Origin of the sequence: Paenibacillus sp. FSL K6-1318, assembly GCF_037976905.1 — a bacterium.
GTDB classification, from domain to species: domain Bacteria; phylum Bacillota; class Bacilli; order Paenibacillales; family Paenibacillaceae; genus Paenibacillus; species Paenibacillus amylolyticus_A.
In genome coordinates this window covers 2,617,391-2,637,371 of sequence record NZ_CP150270.1, presented here as the reverse complement: position 1 = coordinate 2,637,371, position 19,981 = coordinate 2,617,391, and the positions used below count along the sequence as shown (strand labels likewise).

The following is a 19,981-nucleotide window of genomic DNA, read 5'->3' as shown; positions in this document are numbered from 1 at the left end:
ATTCCAAAATCCAAGGAGGATTCCTGTCCATGAACAAAAAACGAGTATTAACGCTTCTTCTCTCTTCCATTTTCATTCTATCTGCTGTTGGCTGCTCTTCTGTTACACCTACCGCGTCCCCGTCCGATGCACCCTTGACCATCATTGCTTCTGAAGATTACCCGAGTTATACCAGCATTGGCGACCTGTCCGAGAGAGCAAATACCATTGTGAAAGGCAGTGTGGTTGAGACTCGTGTGGAAGCTTTAAACGATATCGTACAAGCTACCGATGCTGCGAATGAAAACGAGTTAAACCCAGCGTCCGATCCGGGCGGAGAGCCGTCTTCTTTTGAGAAAATCTATACGATCCACACGATTCAGGTCGCTGAATCCTATAAGGGCGGTTACACTGCCGGGGAACACATTGAAGTGAAGCAACTTGGCGGACAACTAGGCAACACCGAGATTATAAATGATGATAACCTCAAGCTGATCCCTACCAAAGACTATGTGCTTTTCCTGGAAACGTATGAAGACACCCCTGCCAGCCTGCTCAACTCCGTTCAAAGTCTCTACGTAATCAAACCTGCCGCCAAGTCGAACCAACCAGGTCAGCAACAATCACAATCGGAAGTCATCGTGAGCGCAAACCCCGAGAATGACCTCACACTGCAACTGGAGGATCTGCAAGAAATTCAGAACGAACAAAAGAAACAATAACCAATATCTTTTATACGGCAATCACACCGCTATTTCTTCTCCGTACAGACAGCTAGTCCCCTTCTACTGTTCAGTCCTACATAAAAATATGAAAACCGTGCTGCTCAACAAACTGGGCGGCACGGTTTTTTTGAAGCTTCTTACTTAGACGGTGTATTAAGTCCAATAATCCATTCAGCGAGATCCTGTGTCTGTTTCAACAAGGCGATAGGGTCCCGGAACCAGGATTGTTCTTCCGTCCATATGTACACTTTTCCATTTTTGATAGCAGGCAATGAACCCCAGATCGGATCTGCCTGAAGCTCTTTCAGCTGAGAGTTACTGGTCAGCACAATGTAATCTCCGGCATATTTCGAGAGCAGTTCTATGGAGAATTCATGATAAGCGCCCTGCATCAACTCGGATGGAATGTTCTTTGGTGCTTGCAATCCAAGCAATTCGTAGATGTTACGTCCTCCCCGGCCCGACTGATTACCAAAAATGAAGACTTGGCGATCATATTCCTGCATAACGGAGAATGTAGCGTCAGCTGGAACAACACTCTGCACCTCCTGCTTGATTTTGGCAATCTCCTCATCGAAATCAGCCAGCCACTTCTCTGCTTCCGCTTCTTTGCCAAGGACTTTACCGAAATAGTTTACTTCGTCCTTCAGTGTTGGGAAAGTGATGGATGCGATCGAAACGGTTGGAGCAATCTTGCTGTATTTCTCATAAGCGGCCTTGTCCGGATTCAATGTAATAATGAGATCCGGCTCCAGCTCCATCAATTGTTCAACGGAATCTCCTATCGTTTCAAGACCATCCATGTGACCTTCCAGATAAGGACTGTTCATCAGAAATTGGCCTCCACCAATCGGTTTGACACCAAGAGCAAGCACCGTTCCCAGATAATCTATGGCAGCAACTCGCTCCGGATGTGTAGGAATTTCTACCTCACCAAAGGTCGTATTTACCATTTGGGTTTCCACGACTGCCGGTTGTTCGGGTTCAGCCGCAACTTCGGATGTTTCTGCCCCCTGCTGGGCTGTTCCACAAGCACTCAATGTGAGTACAAGCGCAAGCGACATAATCGCTGATTTAAAATGGTTAAACATGTTGATTTCCTCATCTCCCTCATATTGATAATGATTATCATCATCAATTAAAGGATAACGTTCCTCTCCCTCGGTTACAATGGATTCATTTGTTGCATTTGATGTACTTTTCGAAACTGATTTCGAGTTTGCCTGCTGCTTCATCCGATATTGTCCCGGTGTTATCCCGGTCTCTTTTTTGAATATACGATTGAAATAGAACGGATCCATATAACCCACATACGCAGCAATCTCCTGTAATGAAGCTTCAGTGGATGTAAGCAGACTTCTTGCCTCACCCATTCGTAACCGAATCACATATTCTGTCGGTGTACATCCCGTCTGTTCCTTGAATTTGCGTGATAAATATTGCGGACTGTAACTCAAGGACTGGGCAAGTGAATCAAGCGAGATCGCTTCCCGATAATGAGCTTTGATATATCGCAAAACCTGATCGGTAAGCGAAGGCTGCTGAACTTCGTTAAGCATGCGATTCCGCTGTAACAATACAAGCTGTACCAGTTGAAAGAAGTACACTTTGACCTGAATTTTGCCCACTTGCTCCTGCCCTGACCAGCATTCATGTATATTCCGCACAAGCTCACGTAGCTCAAGTGCATGATCCGGCGCTGTCGCCCAGGACTCTTCAAACGGATTACGCTGGTTCAGCATCATTCGGTACTCCACCAGCACATTGGAGGGTAACGTTGATTTGTACAAAATCAGATGTACCTCCGTAGCCCCGGTCGCTTCAAGTGTCAGACGTCTTCCTTTTCCCCCGTGCAGCAGCAAGAACTGGCTTGTAGACCACACCTCTTCGTCCAGCCACACCTGTCCCCTGCCTTGAACATACACAAATGCACTGGTCGGTAACACATAATTTCGTATGAACTCGTTTGTTGCCAGTGATATAAGACGGACATCAAGCACGCGAACCTGAACCTGATCCCATAGCTTGATGTCATTCTGAATTCCCATATAGTCTCCCTTTCCTAAGCAATCAAACACGCACAACACTTTGGCATTGTGACTAAAAAACCACCTATAATTGATAATGATTATCAATTATAGCAACATTGAAGCTGTCTTTGAAGCCCACTTCTGATTTGGTTTAGTTTGTTTTCGGTGCTCCAACATAAAAAAAGGTCGAAATCCCTCATAGAGAGATCTCAACCGTTCTAATGTTACGCCTTATTATAGTTTGATAAAGTCAGCCATGGAACGAACCTGAATGAGTCCTGTATTGGAAGCCGCATCGGCAGATTGCAGCCCTTCTCTGGAAGTGAACTGCACTTTCACCGGAATACCTGGAATGAGGTCGAAGAAATTGTCCGAGAATACGCCTTCCGCTTCGGAGGAAATCCATACCTGTTTGGCAAGCACATCACTTTCCAGTTGAAGATATTTGCCATCATTTTCAGTAACCTCAGTTACTTTAATTTGTACAGGCTGCAATGCAAGATCTTTGGATGGTGCAAAATAATGCTCCTGCACAATGTCAGCTGCTCCATTCTGCTTCAGATCCAGGCGCAAAAGCGTTGTTGCTGCATCATGTCCTTCGAGCCATTCAGCCTGGCTCAAGGACAATACCTGTTGACCCGAGTTGGAAGCCACTGTTACTTCATGCTCTTCTGCACGGTACACCGTGCCATCGAATCCAATCAGTCGTACCTGCAATTGGCCATTCACTGGCTCAAGCTGATCCGAGATGACATAAATATCCGTTGTATCTTCCTTGGTTCCGTCTACGGATACCAATACATCACTGAAGCTGCGTTTCGCATAATACTGCAATGCTTTCCAGCGACCAAGGTAGTCCATACCGGCCCATGAAGCCACCGGCCAACAGTCATTCATTTGCCAGTAAAGCGTGCCCATACAGAATGGTTTGCGGCGACGGTGCGCTTCAATCGCTGTCTTCATCGCTTCTGCCTGAAGCACTTGGCTCATATACAGGAACGATGGGAAATCCTTCGATTCATGCATGTACATATCCATGTACTGTTTGATCAGACGATTACCTGCCCCGTTCTTCTGATGCGCAAGCATGACTTCCGATTCCAGAGCCAGATCCTCTTCTTCTGCATAAGTCCGGACTGACTTGTACTCTGGGAATGACTGGAATCCGTATTCACTCATGAAACGACCCACATGCACGTTGTAGTTTTCGAATGGTTCTACATTGTGCCACACGCCCCAGTAGTGGATGTCCCCTTCAGCTGTGGACGGATGCGCATGCTGCTTCTCATCCCCTGTCAGTGATACAAGTGGTGAAGAAGGCCAGTAATCCACACCTGGAGCATACGCCTCAACCACTTCTGGCAGCAGATCATGGAAGATGGCTTCGTAATCGGCCCAGATGCTTTCACGCTGCTCGACAGTAAATTCCTTCTTCCAGCCCCAGCCACCATTCTCAACATAGTGAGCCCAAGCCGAATCAATCTCGTTGTTTCCACACCAGAGTGCAATACTTGGATGATTGCGCAGACGCTTCACATTATCAATGGCTTCATGTCTCACACTGTTCAGGAACGCTTCGTCTCCCGGGTACATACTGCATGCAAACATGAAGTCTTGCCATACCAGGATGCCGTATTCATCACACAGTTCGTAGAAGTCATCTTGCTCATAGATCCCGCCACCCCACACACGAAGCATGTTCATATTGGACTCGGCAGCAGATACAATCTCATGTCGATAACGTTCACGAGTAATTTCGGTGATGAAGCTATCATTCGGAATATGGTTTGCACCTTTGGCAAAGACCGCAACCCCGTTTAGTTCAAAGTAAAAGGATGCTCCCGCTTCATCTTTCTCACGTACCAGGCGAATTGAACGAAGCCCTGTTTTGAGCGTAGATTCAGCCACAGCTCGCTCACCTTGAAGCACTTCGGCAAGGAAAGTGTACATGTGTGGATCACCAAGCCCACGGCTCCACCACAATTTCGGTTCATTAATGGAGATTGGAATCTCCACCGTCTGAGCTCCGGGCTGTAGCGATACGGATCTTTCCCATCTCTGACCATCTGCGCCGATACGAATGACCGTATCTACCGCTTGTGATGTCTCGACTTCCACAACAGCCGTTAATGAAGCTGAGGTAGCGCTCACTTCATTTTGCTGGATATACACATCATTGATTCGTACCTGTGTCCAACCTTCAAGACGTGCTTCACGCCAGATTCCACTGGTTACAAAGCGCGGACCCCAGTCCCAGCCATAGTGATATGGAGCTTTACGGGCAAAAATACTTACTCTCTTATCGCCAAGTCCGCCGACATCGGACTGATCATTGGATGCTGGCAATGCATAGCCGAGCTTCTCCAGCTTCGGCAGATCTTCCTGTATTGGAGACCGAAAACGTATTCGGAGAATATTGCCGTTCCCCTTCAATACGGACTTCACATCTGCCTTCCATACCCGAAACATATTATCTGCTGATAACACATGCACATCATTCACATACACATCAGCATATGTATCCAGACCATCAAACACCAGTTCCAGATGTTCCTGCGAGAACAACGCTTCGGCAACGTCAAATTCCGTTTGATACTCCCAATCAATCTTATCAATCCATTGTACTTCCTTCTCGTTCGTTCCATAAAAAGGATCTGGAATTTTGCCCAGTTTCAGCAAATCTGTATGCACACAGCCTGGCACCTGAGCCGGCATCCACTCTTGATCTTCGCAAGCCTTGAACGTCCAATTCTGAAAAACATGTGATTGTATTGTACTCATGACAGCCCCCATTGTTGTTAGAGTTGTTAACCAATATTCTGTTAGGTTTTGTTAGCATAAAAATAAATAACTTACAAAACAAAATTAACACGATATGCTTCTCGTCGTCAATCTGTTTTGTAATTTAATTTGTTAAATGGTTTCTACATATCAAAAAGACATGAAGCTCCAACCTCTCCATGTCTCTCATCTGAGCTTATTCACCTGTAAGTCGTCGTTAAAATGATCCAATACGTGCATACCTCATTACTCTATACTGGCGTTATATTCATCTCGAATAATCAATTCCGAATAGATCAGCTTGCGTTCATAAGGTTCATCTAGATGTTTGATTCGCCACAACAGCTGATCTACCGCTCTCGTGCCCAGATTCTCTTTGTTAATATGCACCGAAGCGAGAATAGGCTCATCTGTCTGCGTATTGTCAAACCCGGTTACGGCACAGCGTTCAGGTACCTGAATACCTCGGCTTCGAAGTGCCTGAAGGACAATAACAGCCGTATGATCATTGGCACATACGATCACTTCAGGGATATCCTCAAGCTTCATTTCAGCAATAGATCTCCGGATCTGCTCATACTCTGGTCCCAGTAAGTCTTCTTGCTGATCCCCCTCCAACTGCTTCTCTTCCAGCACCGTACGATATGCAAGCCAGCGTTCTCGAAAGCTTGCTGCATCAGGCAGTTGACCGGCAAACTGAAACCTTCTGTACCCTTTTCCTACAAGCATGAGAACCAGTTCTTTCATACATTTCATATTGTCTGTAAAAACCGAATCTGCGTATACAGCAGGGTCTTCATGATCCACCATCACAAGCGGAATACGCAGCCTGTATATCTCCAGCAATACCGATGTTGAGATGGTGCCCACGGTAATAACTCCGCTGATCGCTTCCGGATTAAGAACGGAGAACATCCGATCTGAAGAGGGTTCTGTTAACGTTAAAATATCCAATCCCTTCTCATTCAGCCTCTCAGATATGCCATCGAACACAGGCCCCCAATACAAGGATGAGCGATTCTGAGAACGAATGTTGGGAAACAAAATCAATACAGTACCTTGACGCTCCGCTTCTGGTTTCATCTCCGCTGACATCGGTGTCTCCCCTGGATAACGCTTCGGTTCGGTTCTGAAATACCCGAGCTGCCCCGCCGTTCTGACAATCATCTCGCGTGTAAGCTCACTCACACCAGGCTTGCCCGTGAGTGCACGAGAGACTGCGAATTTGGACACCCCCGCAGCATCCGCAATTTGCTGCATCGTTACTCTTTTGGCCATCCTACTCACCCGTTTTTCCTGATTTTCCATTCAGTGTAGCATAAAAAACAAAAATCAACAAAACAAGGTTATGTTATTCTGTTTTTGTTAGGTAGCCATTTATCTGTTACACAAGGTATTCAACATAACAAAAAAGGTCCTCTCCTCACCTTCCATAGAAGATGACGAAAGGACCTTTGTCCCTTACTTATACGCCCGGTGCTCCCTGATCGCCAAGTTCCGACTGTAAAGCCGGACGTTTTCTGCGCCAGAAGATAGGCTGTGGAAGCTTGATCTCTGTAATCAGAACACCGACCAACATCAGCGCTGCTCCGACATATCCTTGTAACGTTAGTGACTCCCCTTGAAAGGTAAATGCAAAGGCTGCTGCAAACAGTGGTTCGAGTGAAAAAATCAGACTTGTTCTCGTGGGTGAAGCATGACGCTGTGCGAGTGTCTGCAAAATATACCCCAATCCGCTACACAACACACCTAACCCAAGAATCGCTGCCCAAGATTCAGCCGTGTCGGGCATACGTGGCGTTTCCAGCATGAATGTAGCCGCTATACCCCACATCGCCGCAACACCTAATTGCACCGTTCCCAATGTTAGCGGATCATGCTTTGGTGTGTACTTGCCAGCAATCATTATATAGATCGCATACACGAGTGCTGCAAGAATGCACAGAATATCTCCCGTGTGCAGACTCAGCTCCTGTTGAAGCGTCAGCAACCCAAGCCCGGTAACTGCAACCAGGATACTGAGCGTCAATCGTTTGTCCGGCATACGACGATGCTGGATTGTCGTCAGGATGGGTACAAAAATAACGGCCAAACTTATCAGAAATCCCGCTTGGGATGTCGTTGTTCGTTGCACACCGTAGGTGATGAACACAAATGCAGCGAATAAAGCTGTTCCCATAATGGCGCCTGCCACAAGTGTTCTACGATCCATGTTAAACAACCGCCGATGAAAAAGAAGCCCTGCCGCAATAAAGGCAATTCCGAAACGAAATGCCACCAGATTTAATTCTTGCATGGACTCCAGGCCCGATTTCATAAACAGATAGGATGATCCCCATATGACCGTTGCGAGCAGCATCTGTATGTCCGCTCTTCTTGTTGCCTGACCTTGATTTACCTGTACACCATTCATCTTACTTCAACCTTCATTCTATGTATTCTGATCTGTGAGATCGTGCGTCAAACTAACTCGCCTTGGCAAGTATAAACGATCTCTTTGCATTATAAAAATGAATATTTATAATGTATTATATGAAATAAACTCATGCATCTGAAATGGGAAGGAACGGAACCATTCATGTCACTGATCAAATACGAAATTTTGAATACCGTTGTCGAATATGGCAGTCTTACCAAAGCAGCAGAAGCATTGAACATCACCCAGTCCGCGGTCAGCCATGCCATCGCCAGTCTGGAGACAGAATGTGGTTTCTCACTGCTCCATCGCGGCCGCTCCGGTGTACGGGTTACCGCTGAAGGCGAACGCATTCTGGGATACACACGTGAGATTCTGCGCTGGACGGAACTGATGAACCAGGAGATCTCCCTCATTCGCGGTGCCGAGATTGGTACCGTGCGTATTGGTACATTCGCTAGTGTATCCACACAGTGGCTGCCTGGTATTCTGAAGCAATTTCGCCTGCGTCACCCAGGAATTGAGATTAAGCTGTGGGAAGGCGATTATGCTGAGATTGAGGGCTGGCTGGCTGGAGGCGCCATCGATCTTGGATTTCTGTCCCTCGGCGATTCATCGCCTTTTGAGACCATCCCATTGCAAAAAGACAGGATGATGTGCATCCTGCCTCTGGATCATCCTCTCGCCTCAGAGGAATCTGTTTCATTTGATATTCTACTGGAGCAACCCTTTATTCTGCCCAAGTGGGGCGGAGATAACGAGATTGAACGATTGATCCGGCAGCATGCAGCCAAGCTCAATGTCGTCTATGAAGTCGCAGAAGATCAAGCCATCATGGCGATGGTCCGTAACGGCCTCGGCATCAGCCTGCTTCCGGAGATGGTTCTTCAAAATCATACCGATTCGCTCGCGCTCGTACCACTCACTGGAGACCCTTATCGCACGATCGGCATGGCCTGTCCGTCTTTAGGCAATCTATCGCCCGCTACGCGGCGCTTCATTGAAGAGGTGCAGCAGTGGCTTGCCCTAGCCATGTAAATTGGGAGATCGGACTACTTGTGTCGTTATGATCAATTTCTCCTATCCGTTACTCACAAATTGAATAACACCAAGTGTCAGAAGCAGAACAGATATAACCGCAATCGTGATGCCAAAACCAATCAGGAAGCGTACGCCAGGTGAGCGTTTGTTCTGCTGGCTGCCTCCCAGTTTATCCAATTTCTGCTCAATTTGATCCAACCTTTCATTTACCTGTTTCAGATCTTGATTGGAGTTCATTCATCCATCCCCCTTTTCGGTGTAATGGATCTATTCCCACACCCGATCCAGCTGATCTGCATAGAAACGGATCGCTCGGTTATAGTCATTGATTCTCTTGTCACTTGATGTATCCGCGAGTTGCACGAGCAGTCGTTGCATCGCTTCTGCATGTTCACCCAGATTGTAGAGCACCATGGCATAGAATACCTCAAATTCCCGGTACGCCGGGTACTCTTTCATCCCCTTTTCAAACCAAGCTTTCGCCTGTTTGTACTGTCCAAGCGTTCGATATGTACTACCCAGTCCGAGTATCGCGCCTGCCCTGTCCTCACCAGAAAGCCCAAGACTCAGTGCCCTCTCATAATGCGGGACAGCTTCCCGCTCCAATCCAAGCGAATCATGTGCCCAAGCCAGCTGATACCAGACATTCGCATTCTCGGGTTCCTGCCCAGTAATTTCTTGCAGAAGCTCAATCGCTTCCTGCACCTTGCCTTCTTGTCTCCATCGCACGGCCTGTTCCAAATTACTCATGCTGCCACTTCCCATCTTGCATTATAATTCCCACATATATGATTCAATTGTTTTATTATACCAAAAAAGCACCCCAGAGAATATGTTGTAACAACCCAAGGTTGTCCAAACGCTATTCCATCGTGTGCTTTTTCATTCGATCAAGCCAGCTAACTTAAGGTGAAATCTCTCTCAAAAGGATCTGTTCATCGTCTAATTAGGACCATGTCGTATTGGCGACCATGACAATAAATACGAGCATGAGATAATTAACCGAGATCAGAAAGTTCACTTTTGCCCACTTCTCATCATCCTGTGTCTTGAGTCCGCTAAGTGTATGCACGAACCAGATGAGCCCACCGATCAGAGATACAATCAGAAATACCAGACCAACGTAGTTGTAGTAATACAACAGGAATACGGCTGGAAGCAGCAGAAAAACATAAGGGATCATCTGAAGCTTGGTGCGTTTCACCCCTTTTACCACTGGCAACAACGGGAAACCGGCAGCACGATACTCCTCCACCCGGCGAATACCCAATGACCAGAAGTGTGGTGGTTGCCACAGGAACAAAAGCGCGAAAAGCAACCAGGCACCTGCATCAATTTCATTCGTTACAGCCGTATAACCGATGACAGGCGGCATCGCTCCTGCAATTCCACCCAGTGACGTGCTCCACGTCGAACTGCGTTTCAACCACATCGTGTATATCACGATGTAAGCAAACCATCCGAGTAAAGCCATCCAACCTGATAACGGATTCACCAAAAGATACAGTACTGCTAGTCCCACAACACCGAGGATAATGCCATAGCCAAGTACAAACCCTGGCTTCAGATGGTTGATGTAATCCATCCTTTTTTTGGTGCGCTCCATCTTTTGGTCCAATTCACGATCCCAATAATTGTTGATCACACAAGCTGAAGCAATAACCAAAGTTGATCCAATCACGACCATGAGCAGAGATAACCAGTTGATATCCCATTTTGAAGCTACCCAGAATCCTACCGCCACCGCAAACACATTCAGCCTTAGAAGTCCGGGTTTGGTTAATGCAATCATGTCTTTAAGCATGAGGCTCCTCCTGAACTATGTAAAAACGCCATTCCAATAATGATACATGTACCTACCATTAATTACAATCGCTTTCATGAATTTGTCATAACCAAAAAGCATCCCTCACCGTTCCAATGAACAGGAGGAATGCTTGACTGATCAATTTCATCTCATTTTTATGGGATGTATTGTTGTACAATTTTAGTGACTTTTCCGTCCTGCACCGTCAGATGATACGGGAATACGGACAGATCGAGAATACGGGTATTCTCATACAACGTTTCAAACTTGGATAATGTCACAGGTTCATTCCACTGAATGTCTGCGCCCTGCATCGTACCATCCCGATCATACAACTGCATCAATACTTCAGCATTGGCACTAACTTCAACCTGTTCCTGCTCTTTGCTGTCATTAACAATATAGTAACCATCTGGAGCACCATCTATACCAGCTTCCGGATTACGCTGTGCAAAAACCGCATCGGCTTCTTCACCTTGATACCAGCCAATTTTGTCCACTGTCATATACAACTTGCCATTCTCTTGGTGCAAGCCTTCTACATAGGCTGTAAACATCTCGGAGTTTGCAGCTTGAGCTTCTTTCGCAGAAGGTTGTTGCGCGTCCGTACTACCTTGAGCATTCGCAGGGGTAAGCAAATATGTAGTCAGCACAATCATACCAAGTAAAGCAACAACTGCACCGATCATTCGTAGTTTCCATTGTTTTGCCGCGTTCTTCATAGGTTACATCTCTCCTTAATATGAACGTTACTATTCCTTAACCGGAAGTCTTGCTTCTCAAACGCTCATGTGAACTATCGATTCCAACGTTCTTTCTTTTCCTATCATACTTGCAATAGGAACTGTAAAAGTATCAGCCAGATTAAAAATAGTTACAACGCGCGTCATCACTTCTGTCTATCGTCTTCGTGAACGGCAAAAAACCCTTGAAGGCATTACCATTCAGGGGTTCTTTACTTGCTAATCTTAATGATTGGGTGTGGAGCTTTGTGCCAAACGAACGAGCATATGAGCCAGCATGTGGCGTTCATCTTCCTTACCGACATTCCACAGCTCCTGAAGCAGTTTTTCTTCACGATTACGAGGTTCTTCCCGATCTGCCAGATAATCTGCTACTTTTTCGGCGATTTTGGCCATCTGTTCCTCGCTGAGTCCAATGGATTCACCCATAGCGATTCGCTTACCCAGGTATTCTTTGAATGCATCAAAGTTCTGTAAAATCTGTTCTCTTTCTTCTGGCGCAATCTTCTCAATTGCATTGTCCACCTTGTCAGTAGAAACTTGGCCATCTTTATGGATGACATGATTTTGTTCACTCATTTGAATAACCTCCTTGAAAGTAATCGTTCATTGGATTCATGCAACATGTATAACAATAACCGGTTATCTATAATATAAACTGCTTGCCCAAGATTAATCAGTCCATTTCTATCCTGTAAGAGTCCTGATCATCGAGCATCACGTTTCAAATGAGTTCCAGCGGTTAATCGTTTACATATACGTAATGGTGTTTGGATATGTTAAGAAACACCTGAACATTACGGAACAAGGAGGGATTTCCCATGAGCGACAAAGCCAAACATGAGAAAACAAATGATGAACTTGAACCAGGCGTGAACACAGTTATCCATCCAGACAAGAAGAATCCCGGGCCAACCGATATGATTGAAGGTGTCGTTGGCGATATCGTAGAAAACATTCGCAAAGATTTCTCACATGATTCGAAGGACGAGAAGTCTTCTTCCAAGTCAACGGATTCATCAGACAAATAAAAGTAATCTTCTCCTCCCTAGCAAAAGATAGCTCAAAAAGTCCTCCTGCCATATGCATGGCTTGGGAGGACTTTTTGGTAATGAACAATTGAATAACCAACCTCATATTAGGAGGTCAATTTCAAAGTAAATCCTTTGTCATCTGCTGTAACGCCTTATGAATCCAGATCGCGGCAATGGAACCTTCACCCATCGCAACCGTTGCTTGCTCTGCATGTAACCCCAGATCTCCGGCAATCCATACATTCGTCGCTGCCTGCAAGCTGCGTGGATCAGCTTCTACATGTTTATTATCTGCGATTACAGCTCCAAGCTGCTCCGCCAGTTCATAGTGTACACGATTGCCTCCAAATGCGATAAACCCTCGCTCCGACTCAAAAATCTGTCCATCTTCGGTCAGAACACCGGTGATATGGCCGTCCTCAATCTGCTGTACTTCCTGAACCGCTGCTTCCAGATAGCGAACGCCCGCCTCTTTCATGCTGCGATGAAGTTCTGCAGATATGGGCGCCTGCTCATGATTGATATATAACAGATCATTCGTACGTTGAATTAAAATCATCGCCATATTGGCACCTGCTTCACCAGATCCCAACAAGACTGTACGTTGATCCTGGATCTCATAGCCATCGCAATCAGGGCAGACATAGACCGTTCGGCCAAGCGTAGGGGTTAATCCTGGAATGTCCGGAACTCTATCCGAGAGCCCTGTTGCCAGTAGCACGGTTTTGCTCCTATATTCAGATCCGGAAGTACCGAATAATTGAATTTTCTCACCCTGACGCCCTGCTTTAACAATACGATCTTTCTCAAAAGATATACCGGTGCGCTCTGCCTGCACCCTGCCTCGGGCACGGAGTTCTTCGCCGGACACCCCATCGGGGAACCCGAGAATATTATGATACGTCCGACACAACGTCGATCTGCCCTCTCCCGCATCGATCACCAACACCTGATGGGCCGAATAACGTCCAAGCTGAATGGCTGCCTGAAGCCCTGCGAGCCCTCCACCTACGATTATGCAATCTACCTCTCGCATGCTCCTTCTCCTCCTGAACTATATACATTGAACTAAAGAATATTTACACTGGTCACTCCGATGACAGAACAACCTTCCGATCGCTGTTATCCCCAGATTTTTTTAATACCTTTTACAAAGGGTAAATCCGGGGATAAAGGCGAACACTTCGCTTCTTCAGGCTCTTTCTGTCCTCTCCGTTATTGTGTAAATGTTTAGCTCAATATATATATATTTTGTCCTTATATACATTAAACCGTTCAGTCAAACTTAACGCGTCCTCTTATTGCTTATCTTATACCAAAACAAACAGACCCAAACCATCCGCCGGAATCACGGTTCGTTTGAGTCTATCAGATTCATGAATATTTAGAAGTTATAAGATTCAAATCGTGATGCATTCGAAATGGCGTTCCATACATCGGCTGTTTCGCCGCCCATATACCAGTAAGCCAGTCCAGCAATTTGCCGTTGCTCACTCATCAACACTTTGGCTGATAACGAACGACTATCCTCTGCCCAAATATATCTCGGCATACCGTTACTGTTGTACCCGATCATATATTGAACCAGACTTGCATCCCATCGTCTTACAGATCCCGTGGCATGTGCACGGATTCCCTGTTCTGCCAGTGTAATGTCCCAGGAGCTAGCTGCCGGATTGACTGAAGACCAGTCTCGTGTATATAGCGGCAAGGCCAAAATCGTTTTGGCACGTACTACTTCAGAGAGCATAGTATCCAATGCCTTTTCCACCCATGGAAGAGACGCCACTGATCCTGCTTTCGGATCACCGTTCCAGTGTTCCTCGTATCCCATCAGCACCATATAATCCGATACAGCACCCAGTTTGGCATAATCAAATGCATCCGTCCAATCTGTACCGAGGTCTGGTGATACATCCACAGACACTACTGCACCCAGTGCGTGCAACGTAGCCGTCAAGGAGGTTACAAATGCGGTTAACCCTTCACGATCCGCAGGATCGACATTCTCGAAGTCGACGTTGATGCCGTCCAATTTATAGGTTTTGACATAGGAGGCTACCTGTGAGATCACTGCCGCTCGGTTGACCGAACTGGATAACATCTGATGGGTGAGTGCCGAATCTGAACGATTACCAAGCAATGGCCATAGCTGCCTGTCTGTGGCGGATGCCCAGGAAATCAATGCCGGGTCCGCGTGATCTGTTACTTTCATACTGCTGTTCAGGAAAAACCAGCGCGGGACCAGCGTATTCACTTCAGACTGCTCCACTTGCTTCTTGAATTCGGCTGTAGTGGAGTTATATTGCCAACCCAGCTGAACGCCGAGCTCATCCCCACGTTGTAACTGCTCAGACCATGTTTTCTTTTGTAAAATGGCATCGAGCATGACGGCTGCTTCTTCGCGCGTTACCTGATCATGTGGTCGGAACACGCCCCCGCTTCCCTTCATCAGTCCAAGCTGATATACCGTCTGCACATAAGGGCGTGCCCAGTCCGAGATATCATCTGCGTCAAAATAGGTTGAAGACAAGAGTGATGTCTCTACGGGTTGTTGTTTTAACATTCGAACAAGTAAAGCAGCCGCTTCTTCACGCGTAATGGAAGCATTAGGCTGGAACGTTCCCTGACCCTTACCCTCCAAAATAAAAAGATTCGTCATGGCGGCAACGTTGCCGTAATACCAAGCATTCATGCTTATATCCTGATAGGGATTTATATTATTTTTAACCGGCTTCAAACCTAGCAATCTCACCGCAAATGTCGCAAATTCTGCACGAGTAACGGCTTTCTTCGGTTCAAACGTAGTCTCTGACGTACCGGCAGCAATGCCTTTGTCCACCAAATGTGTAATGGCATCCTTGGCATAACTGGTACGCGTATCCTGAAACTGTTGCTGTACGCTTGCAGCCTGAACGGGAGAACTGTATCCAGCCACCGATCCAAGAGCTAATATCCCGCATAAAGCCATTTTCCATAAACGTTGGTTCGTTATGTCTTTTAATCTAGTATTCACATCAAAAAGCCTCGCTTCATTGGATTACGATCAACTATCATCGTATCAAATTGAAGCGAGGCCGTATGTGGTTAAATGTTGGGAAATGCGAAGCTTACTTAAATCAATTTCATAACTCATTAAAATGAATTTATGTAACTAGATATAGACAAATTGAAACGTTTTGATCTATATCTAGCCTTGATTGAAGCAGCTAAAGGTATTATGAAATTGATTTATTTGTGTACTTTTACACGCTCTTCAATCGGTTGGAATTCTTTCTCACCCGGTGCTGCTGTTGGTTTACCAAATGGCATCTGAGCGATCAATCTCCAGTTCTCAGGAATGTTCCATTCTTGTTTAACCTTCTCGTCAATCAACGGATTGTAGTGCTGTAAAGATGCACCCAGACCTTCTTGTTCCAGAGCAGTCCAGATTACCAGTTGCAACATACCGTTGGATTGGTTAGCCCAGATCGGGAAGTTATCTGCATAAGCTGCAAAATTCTGTTGAAGCTGTGCGATCACATTGTTGTCTTCGAAGAAGAGAACCGTACCATATCCACTGCGGAATCCGGTCATTTTCTCAGCTGTGGATTTGAAGGCTTCTTCATTACCTACCACTTCACGCAAAATTTCTTCTGTGTGATTCCACAATTTATCATGTTGTTCACCGAGCAATACAACGGCACGGGATGTTTGTGAGTTGAAGGAAGTTGGTGTATATTTCACCGCTTCTTCTACGATTTCCTGGATTTTGGCATCCGAAATTGTGGATTCCTTGCTGATTCCATAATAAGATCTTCTGTTTTTTAACGCATCAAAAAAAGTAGTCATTCTTATTCGCCTCCCAAAATGGTGTTTTTCATTGCCAACATAGTAACTATAATATAGTAACATACATTAGTCAACAAACTAATTTATTTTCACTAAATATATATTCACCGAAAACACTTCAACCTCTTTGCTCAAAACAGCAATTGTAATTACCCTTCGCTCGCCTTTTTACGGTAATCTGCCCGGTATTTCTCTTCGGTAGACGAGTTGCTTTTCGTCTGATCTTTATTCTTCTCTTCCTGAGCCTCCATATTCAGATCTTCCATCGGAATTGGATCTACAGTCTGTTCTTCTTCATGTCGGTCAAGCAAACTTTCGTGCTCCGTCTTATATTGTTCGGGATTGTCATGGGATCGTTCCTGACGGGTATCACTGTTATTCTGATCCGGTGTGCGCTCTTTCATTCATGATCGCCTCCTCTGGTTTCATTACCCTTTCTTTACCTGTTCTGCCTGTCCTCTAAACAAGGTGATATGCATTTCCTGAAAGAAAATCATCAAAAAAAGCCAACCAGACAAGCTGGTCAGCTCACAGAAGGCTTCTATGTTTGACGATGCAATTGGGAACGATACAGATCAGGCGAACATCCCACACTTTGTTTGAACATCCGGCTAAAATGTGAAAGGCGTTTGAAACCGGACAATCGACTTGCTTCTGTCACGGTGATTTCCGGCTGGAACTGAAACAACAGCTTCGCCTGATTGATGCGACGGTCATACAGGTATTTGAATATCGTCAGCCCTGTCATTTCCTTGAACATGCCTGCCAGATATGGCTTCGACAGATGCAATTCCAGTGCCAAATCATCCAGACCAATATCCTTCATATAGTGCGTATCCACATAACGGATAATGTGCTGCACATGCCGCTCCCTCTCCGATGAAGGAAGGTGTTCTTCTACATCTCCCTGGCAGATCTCTGCTATAAAATACAACAGATCACACAGCCGCACATTCATGCGCTCCTGCCTGTAACTGGTCTGACTTTGAGACAGTTGATGAAGATCATGCAACAGTGCTTCGAATTCAGAGCGGGTCTCTCCCGTCAGATTGACTCGGCAATTTCTGAGTTCTTCAAATGGCTTGAGCACCTCAACCATGCGGTCCGGATGCAGGCTGCTGCGCATGGCAGACGGATCAAAATGCAGTGTGCTTCGCTCATAAGCACTGCCTGGTTTCGGATGCGGTCGATGAAGAGTCAAGCCATGCATCAGCACCAGATCACCCGGCTCCAGATTGTATACCCGGTCTCCTATGATATAGGTACATTCTCCAGCATGAAAATAATAAATTTCATAGTGTGGATGTGAATGGAATCCATCTGACTTCCCTGGGTTAAACATACTGGTGGAACGGTAGCTATACTCTAGTGGAGCACTAAATTGCATCATACTCGGCACATTCATGCACCTCCTGTTCGGGAGAGGGAAATGACTCCAGTCATGTCCCTATAGGATATATGAAAGTGAAATTATAGAAGCTGTTTAATACTTTCTTGAATTTCGTCGATGGAGTCGATCGGTTCAAAGCGTCTGACCACCCGACCCTCTGCATCAATCAGGAATTTTGTGAAATTCCATTTGATCGCATCTCCATGTAACCATTCTGGTGCTTTATCAGCCACCATCAATTTCAATAGTTTTGCCTGTATATCTGTTTCATCAAAGCCAGCAAAAGGCCCTGATCTTTTCAAAAAGTCGTAGAGCGGGTGCGCCGCTTCTCCATTCACATCCAGTTTGGAGAACATCGGAAATTTCACACCATAGTTAATCTGGCAGAACGATTCCGCTTCCGAACTGCTTCCAGGCTCCTGCTCTGCAAACTGGTTACACGGGAAACCAATAATCTGAAGCCCTTGATCCTTGTACTGGTCATACAGCTTCTGCATGTCATCAAACTGGTGCGTATATTTACATTTGCTTGCCGTGTTTACGATGAGCACAGGTTTTCCTTCATATTGATAGAGTGGGAAACGCTCTCCACTGGTTCTGGTTACGGTAAAGTCATAGATGGTTGGCATAAGTCTAGTGCACCTCGCGATAGTTATGTAGTCATATGGAATCATATGATTTTATATTATATACGAAGTTTGAACTATTGTATTGCGGAAAGATCCATCTATAACGATGATTGCACCGCTACATATATATCAATCTCATTGCTGGCACTTTCCGGTTGATAACGCTCATCCCAAATTTCAAAATCATAGTCTTTGGGTTCATGTCCGTTCTCACAGATCCACTGTCCATAGACATAATCGTATGTATCACCAATCGCTGACTCAATCCCTCGATGCGTGCACGTCACATATTGGCTGTCAGGGACGTCATGACTTATCATCTCGGATGGGACATTCTCCAAACTAGTTACTTCATATCCCAATAGATGTGTAAATTTATCAGTCTTTGCGTTGAAATCTTCATTGATCGGATATATCTGCATCAACATGACGTTATCATTTTTTCGATATTGAATTTCACCTTTTCTCTCAACAAGCTTATGATAGTGGCTCTTGCCCAGCCCCGATTCGAACTCTTCTATAGTCGCTTCGATTGAGTATCCTACAATGTGAAAAGCAGGCAAAGTGATGACTTTCATTTCCACAAGAATCTCCTCCAATTGATAAATTCTGATCATGGATTAATTCTCCCTTTCAACAGAAAACCCTTCTGCCGCGAAAATCTCTTCGTTCAGCAAAAGGGTTATTATATGGGATCACAGTGACAGCAGCTTCAGCCCTTCACGGCACTTCCGGCCACGCCCTGGATAATATAATGCTGCCCCACCAGGAAGACGATAATCATCGGAATAATGCCTGCCGTGGCAGCAGCCATCATGCCGTTGTAGTCTACATTGTTCTCCAGAATAAAGTTCTGCAGTCCGAGCGGCACGGTGTACAGGTCTTTGTCAATCAGGAACACGAGCGCATTCTCATAATCATTCCAGTGCCAGGAGAAATCGATGATCGCCAGCGTAGCCAGCGCAGGCTTCGCCAGGGGCAGTATCAGCCTGAAGAATATACGCAAGTGTCCAGCACCATCGATGAACGCCGCTTCCGAGATCTCTGAAGGCACTGACAGGAAGAATTGCCGTAGCATAAACACCCCAAAGATCGTGAACATTCCGGGCAGGATCAAGGCCCAATGCGTATTATATATGCCGACCCACTCAAACATCAGAAACTTCGGTACAAAGAGCACCTGCGGAGGCACCATCATCATCGAGAGATAGATCAGGAACAATGTCTCCCGACCTTTGAATTGAATCCGTGCGAAGCCATAGGCTGCAAACGCCGAGAGAAATACAGCTCCGACCGTGCTAATTAGCGATATTTTCAACGAGTTCAGATAATACGTCGCAAAGGTATCCGCTCCGCTCCAGACCTTAATGTGGTGCTCCCAGTTCAGGCTGGAGGGTATCCACTGGATGGGATAGGTGAATACGTCCGCAGGAGATTTGAACGACGTGCTGATCATCCAGATGAACGGCATAATCATCAATAAAGCAAAACCGGACATCAGAAGTGTCAGTATGATTCTCCGAATCTGCGTCAAGGACTCCATGCGGACTTTAGGTGATTGCGGAGCTGTGGGCT

At 45.9% G+C, this 19,981-nt stretch carries 20 protein-coding genes; 3 read left to right on the top strand and 17 right to left on the bottom strand.

Features of this window, described 5'->3' with window-relative positions:
• The first annotated feature begins 29 nt into the window (after positions 1-29).
• A complete protein-coding gene (locus NYE45_RS11935; protein ID WP_062833979.1) occupies positions 30-701 on the top strand; it encodes a hypothetical protein in 672 nt (223 codons plus the stop codon).
• A 140-nt stretch (positions 702-841) separates the two neighbouring features.
• Here NYE45_RS11935 and NYE45_RS11930 read toward each other — a convergent pair whose 3' ends face one another.
• The 4 genes from NYE45_RS11930 to NYE45_RS11915 all read right to left on the bottom strand — a co-directional run bounded on the left by NYE45_RS11930 (position 842) and on the right by NYE45_RS11915 (position 7,928).
• Complete coding sequence (locus tag NYE45_RS11930) at positions 842-2,752, bottom strand: AraC family transcriptional regulator (RefSeq protein ID WP_340016774.1); 1,911 nt, start codon at positions 2,750-2,752, stop codon at positions 842-844.
• Positions 2,753-2,968: 216 nt separating this feature from the next.
• Positions 2,969-5,515 (bottom strand): glycoside hydrolase family 2 protein, encoded by a 2,547-nt coding sequence (locus tag NYE45_RS11925; RefSeq protein WP_340016773.1) that lies wholly within the window; start codon positions 5,513-5,515, stop codon positions 2,969-2,971.
• A gap of 246 nt (positions 5,516-5,761) precedes the next feature.
• A complete protein-coding gene (locus tag NYE45_RS11920; protein ID WP_340016771.1) occupies positions 5,762-6,793 on the bottom strand; it encodes a LacI family DNA-binding transcriptional regulator in 1,032 nt (343 codons plus the stop codon).
• Positions 6,794-6,980: 187 nt separating this feature from the next.
• Entirely contained in the window at positions 6,981-7,928 is a 948-nt protein-coding gene (locus NYE45_RS11915) for a DMT family transporter (RefSeq protein WP_340016770.1), read from the bottom strand.
• 165 nt (positions 7,929-8,093) lie between these two features.
• On the opposite strand from NYE45_RS11915, the gene NYE45_RS11910 reads away from it, so the two are divergent.
• Complete coding sequence (locus NYE45_RS11910) at positions 8,094-8,969, top strand: LysR family transcriptional regulator (protein ID WP_340017357.1); 876 nt, start codon at positions 8,094-8,096, stop codon at positions 8,967-8,969.
• Between the two features lie 42 nt (positions 8,970-9,011).
• Here the strand turns inward: NYE45_RS11910 and NYE45_RS11905 are convergent, their stop codons facing one another.
• From NYE45_RS11905 to NYE45_RS11885, 5 genes are all read right to left on the bottom strand, one after another.
• A complete protein-coding gene (locus NYE45_RS11905; protein WP_340016769.1) occupies positions 9,012-9,209 on the bottom strand; it encodes a hypothetical protein in 198 nt (65 codons plus the stop codon).
• Between the two features lie 30 nt (positions 9,210-9,239).
• Positions 9,240-9,722: a tetratricopeptide repeat protein gene (locus NYE45_RS11900; RefSeq protein ID WP_340016768.1), complete on the bottom strand. Its 483-nt coding sequence runs from the start codon at positions 9,720-9,722 to the stop codon at positions 9,240-9,242.
• Between the two features lie 196 nt (positions 9,723-9,918).
• Complete coding sequence (gene cyoE, locus NYE45_RS11895; protein WP_340016767.1) at positions 9,919-10,776, bottom strand: heme o synthase; 858 nt, start codon at positions 10,774-10,776, stop codon at positions 9,919-9,921.
• A 158-nt stretch (positions 10,777-10,934) separates the two neighbouring features.
• Entirely contained in the window at positions 10,935-11,501 is a 567-nt protein-coding gene (locus tag NYE45_RS11890) for a hypothetical protein (RefSeq protein WP_340016766.1), read from the bottom strand.
• A 246-nt stretch (positions 11,502-11,747) separates the two neighbouring features.
• Positions 11,748-12,101, bottom strand: coding sequence for a DUF3243 domain-containing protein (locus NYE45_RS11885; RefSeq protein ID WP_340016765.1), 354 nt, complete (start codon positions 12,099-12,101; stop codon positions 11,748-11,750).
• Between the two features lie 242 nt (positions 12,102-12,343).
• Between NYE45_RS11885 and NYE45_RS11880 the strand changes: the two genes are divergently transcribed.
• A complete protein-coding gene (locus tag NYE45_RS11880; protein WP_340016764.1) occupies positions 12,344-12,553 on the top strand; it encodes a hypothetical protein in 210 nt (69 codons plus the stop codon).
• Positions 12,554-12,674: 121 nt separating this feature from the next.
• On the opposite strand, the gene NYE45_RS11875 is transcribed toward NYE45_RS11880, so the two are convergent.
• From NYE45_RS11875 to NYE45_RS11840, 8 genes are all read right to left on the bottom strand, one after another.
• Positions 12,675-13,592, bottom strand: coding sequence for an NAD(P)/FAD-dependent oxidoreductase (locus NYE45_RS11875; protein ID WP_340016763.1), 918 nt, complete (start codon positions 13,590-13,592; stop codon positions 12,675-12,677).
• A 348-nt stretch (positions 13,593-13,940) separates the two neighbouring features.
• A complete protein-coding gene (locus tag NYE45_RS11870; protein ID WP_340016762.1) occupies positions 13,941-15,572 on the bottom strand; it encodes an S-layer homology domain-containing protein in 1,632 nt (543 codons plus the stop codon).
• A gap of 215 nt (positions 15,573-15,787) precedes the next feature.
• Positions 15,788-16,387, bottom strand: coding sequence for a nitroreductase family protein (locus NYE45_RS11865; protein WP_076330783.1), 600 nt, complete (start codon positions 16,385-16,387; stop codon positions 15,788-15,790).
• A gap of 149 nt (positions 16,388-16,536) precedes the next feature.
• Positions 16,537-16,791, bottom strand: coding sequence for a hypothetical protein (locus tag NYE45_RS11860; protein WP_340016761.1), 255 nt, complete (start codon positions 16,789-16,791; stop codon positions 16,537-16,539).
• Positions 16,792-16,928: 137 nt separating this feature from the next.
• Positions 16,929-17,777 (bottom strand): AraC family transcriptional regulator, encoded by an 849-nt coding sequence (locus NYE45_RS11855; protein ID WP_340016760.1) that lies wholly within the window; start codon positions 17,775-17,777, stop codon positions 16,929-16,931.
• A gap of 80 nt (positions 17,778-17,857) precedes the next feature.
• Positions 17,858-18,406 carry a glutathione peroxidase gene (locus NYE45_RS11850; protein WP_062833964.1) on the bottom strand — a complete coding sequence of 183 codons (549 nt, stop codon included), beginning with the start codon at positions 18,404-18,406 and terminating at the stop codon, positions 17,858-17,860.
• 98 nt (positions 18,407-18,504) lie between these two features.
• Positions 18,505-19,023 (bottom strand): effector binding domain-containing protein, encoded by a 519-nt coding sequence (locus NYE45_RS11845; protein WP_340016759.1) that lies wholly within the window; start codon positions 19,021-19,023, stop codon positions 18,505-18,507.
• 95 nt (positions 19,024-19,118) lie between these two features.
• A complete protein-coding gene (locus NYE45_RS11840) occupies positions 19,119-19,949 on the bottom strand; it encodes a carbohydrate ABC transporter permease (RefSeq protein WP_145149084.1) in 831 nt (276 codons plus the stop codon).
• Positions 19,950-19,981: the final 32 nt, after the last annotated feature.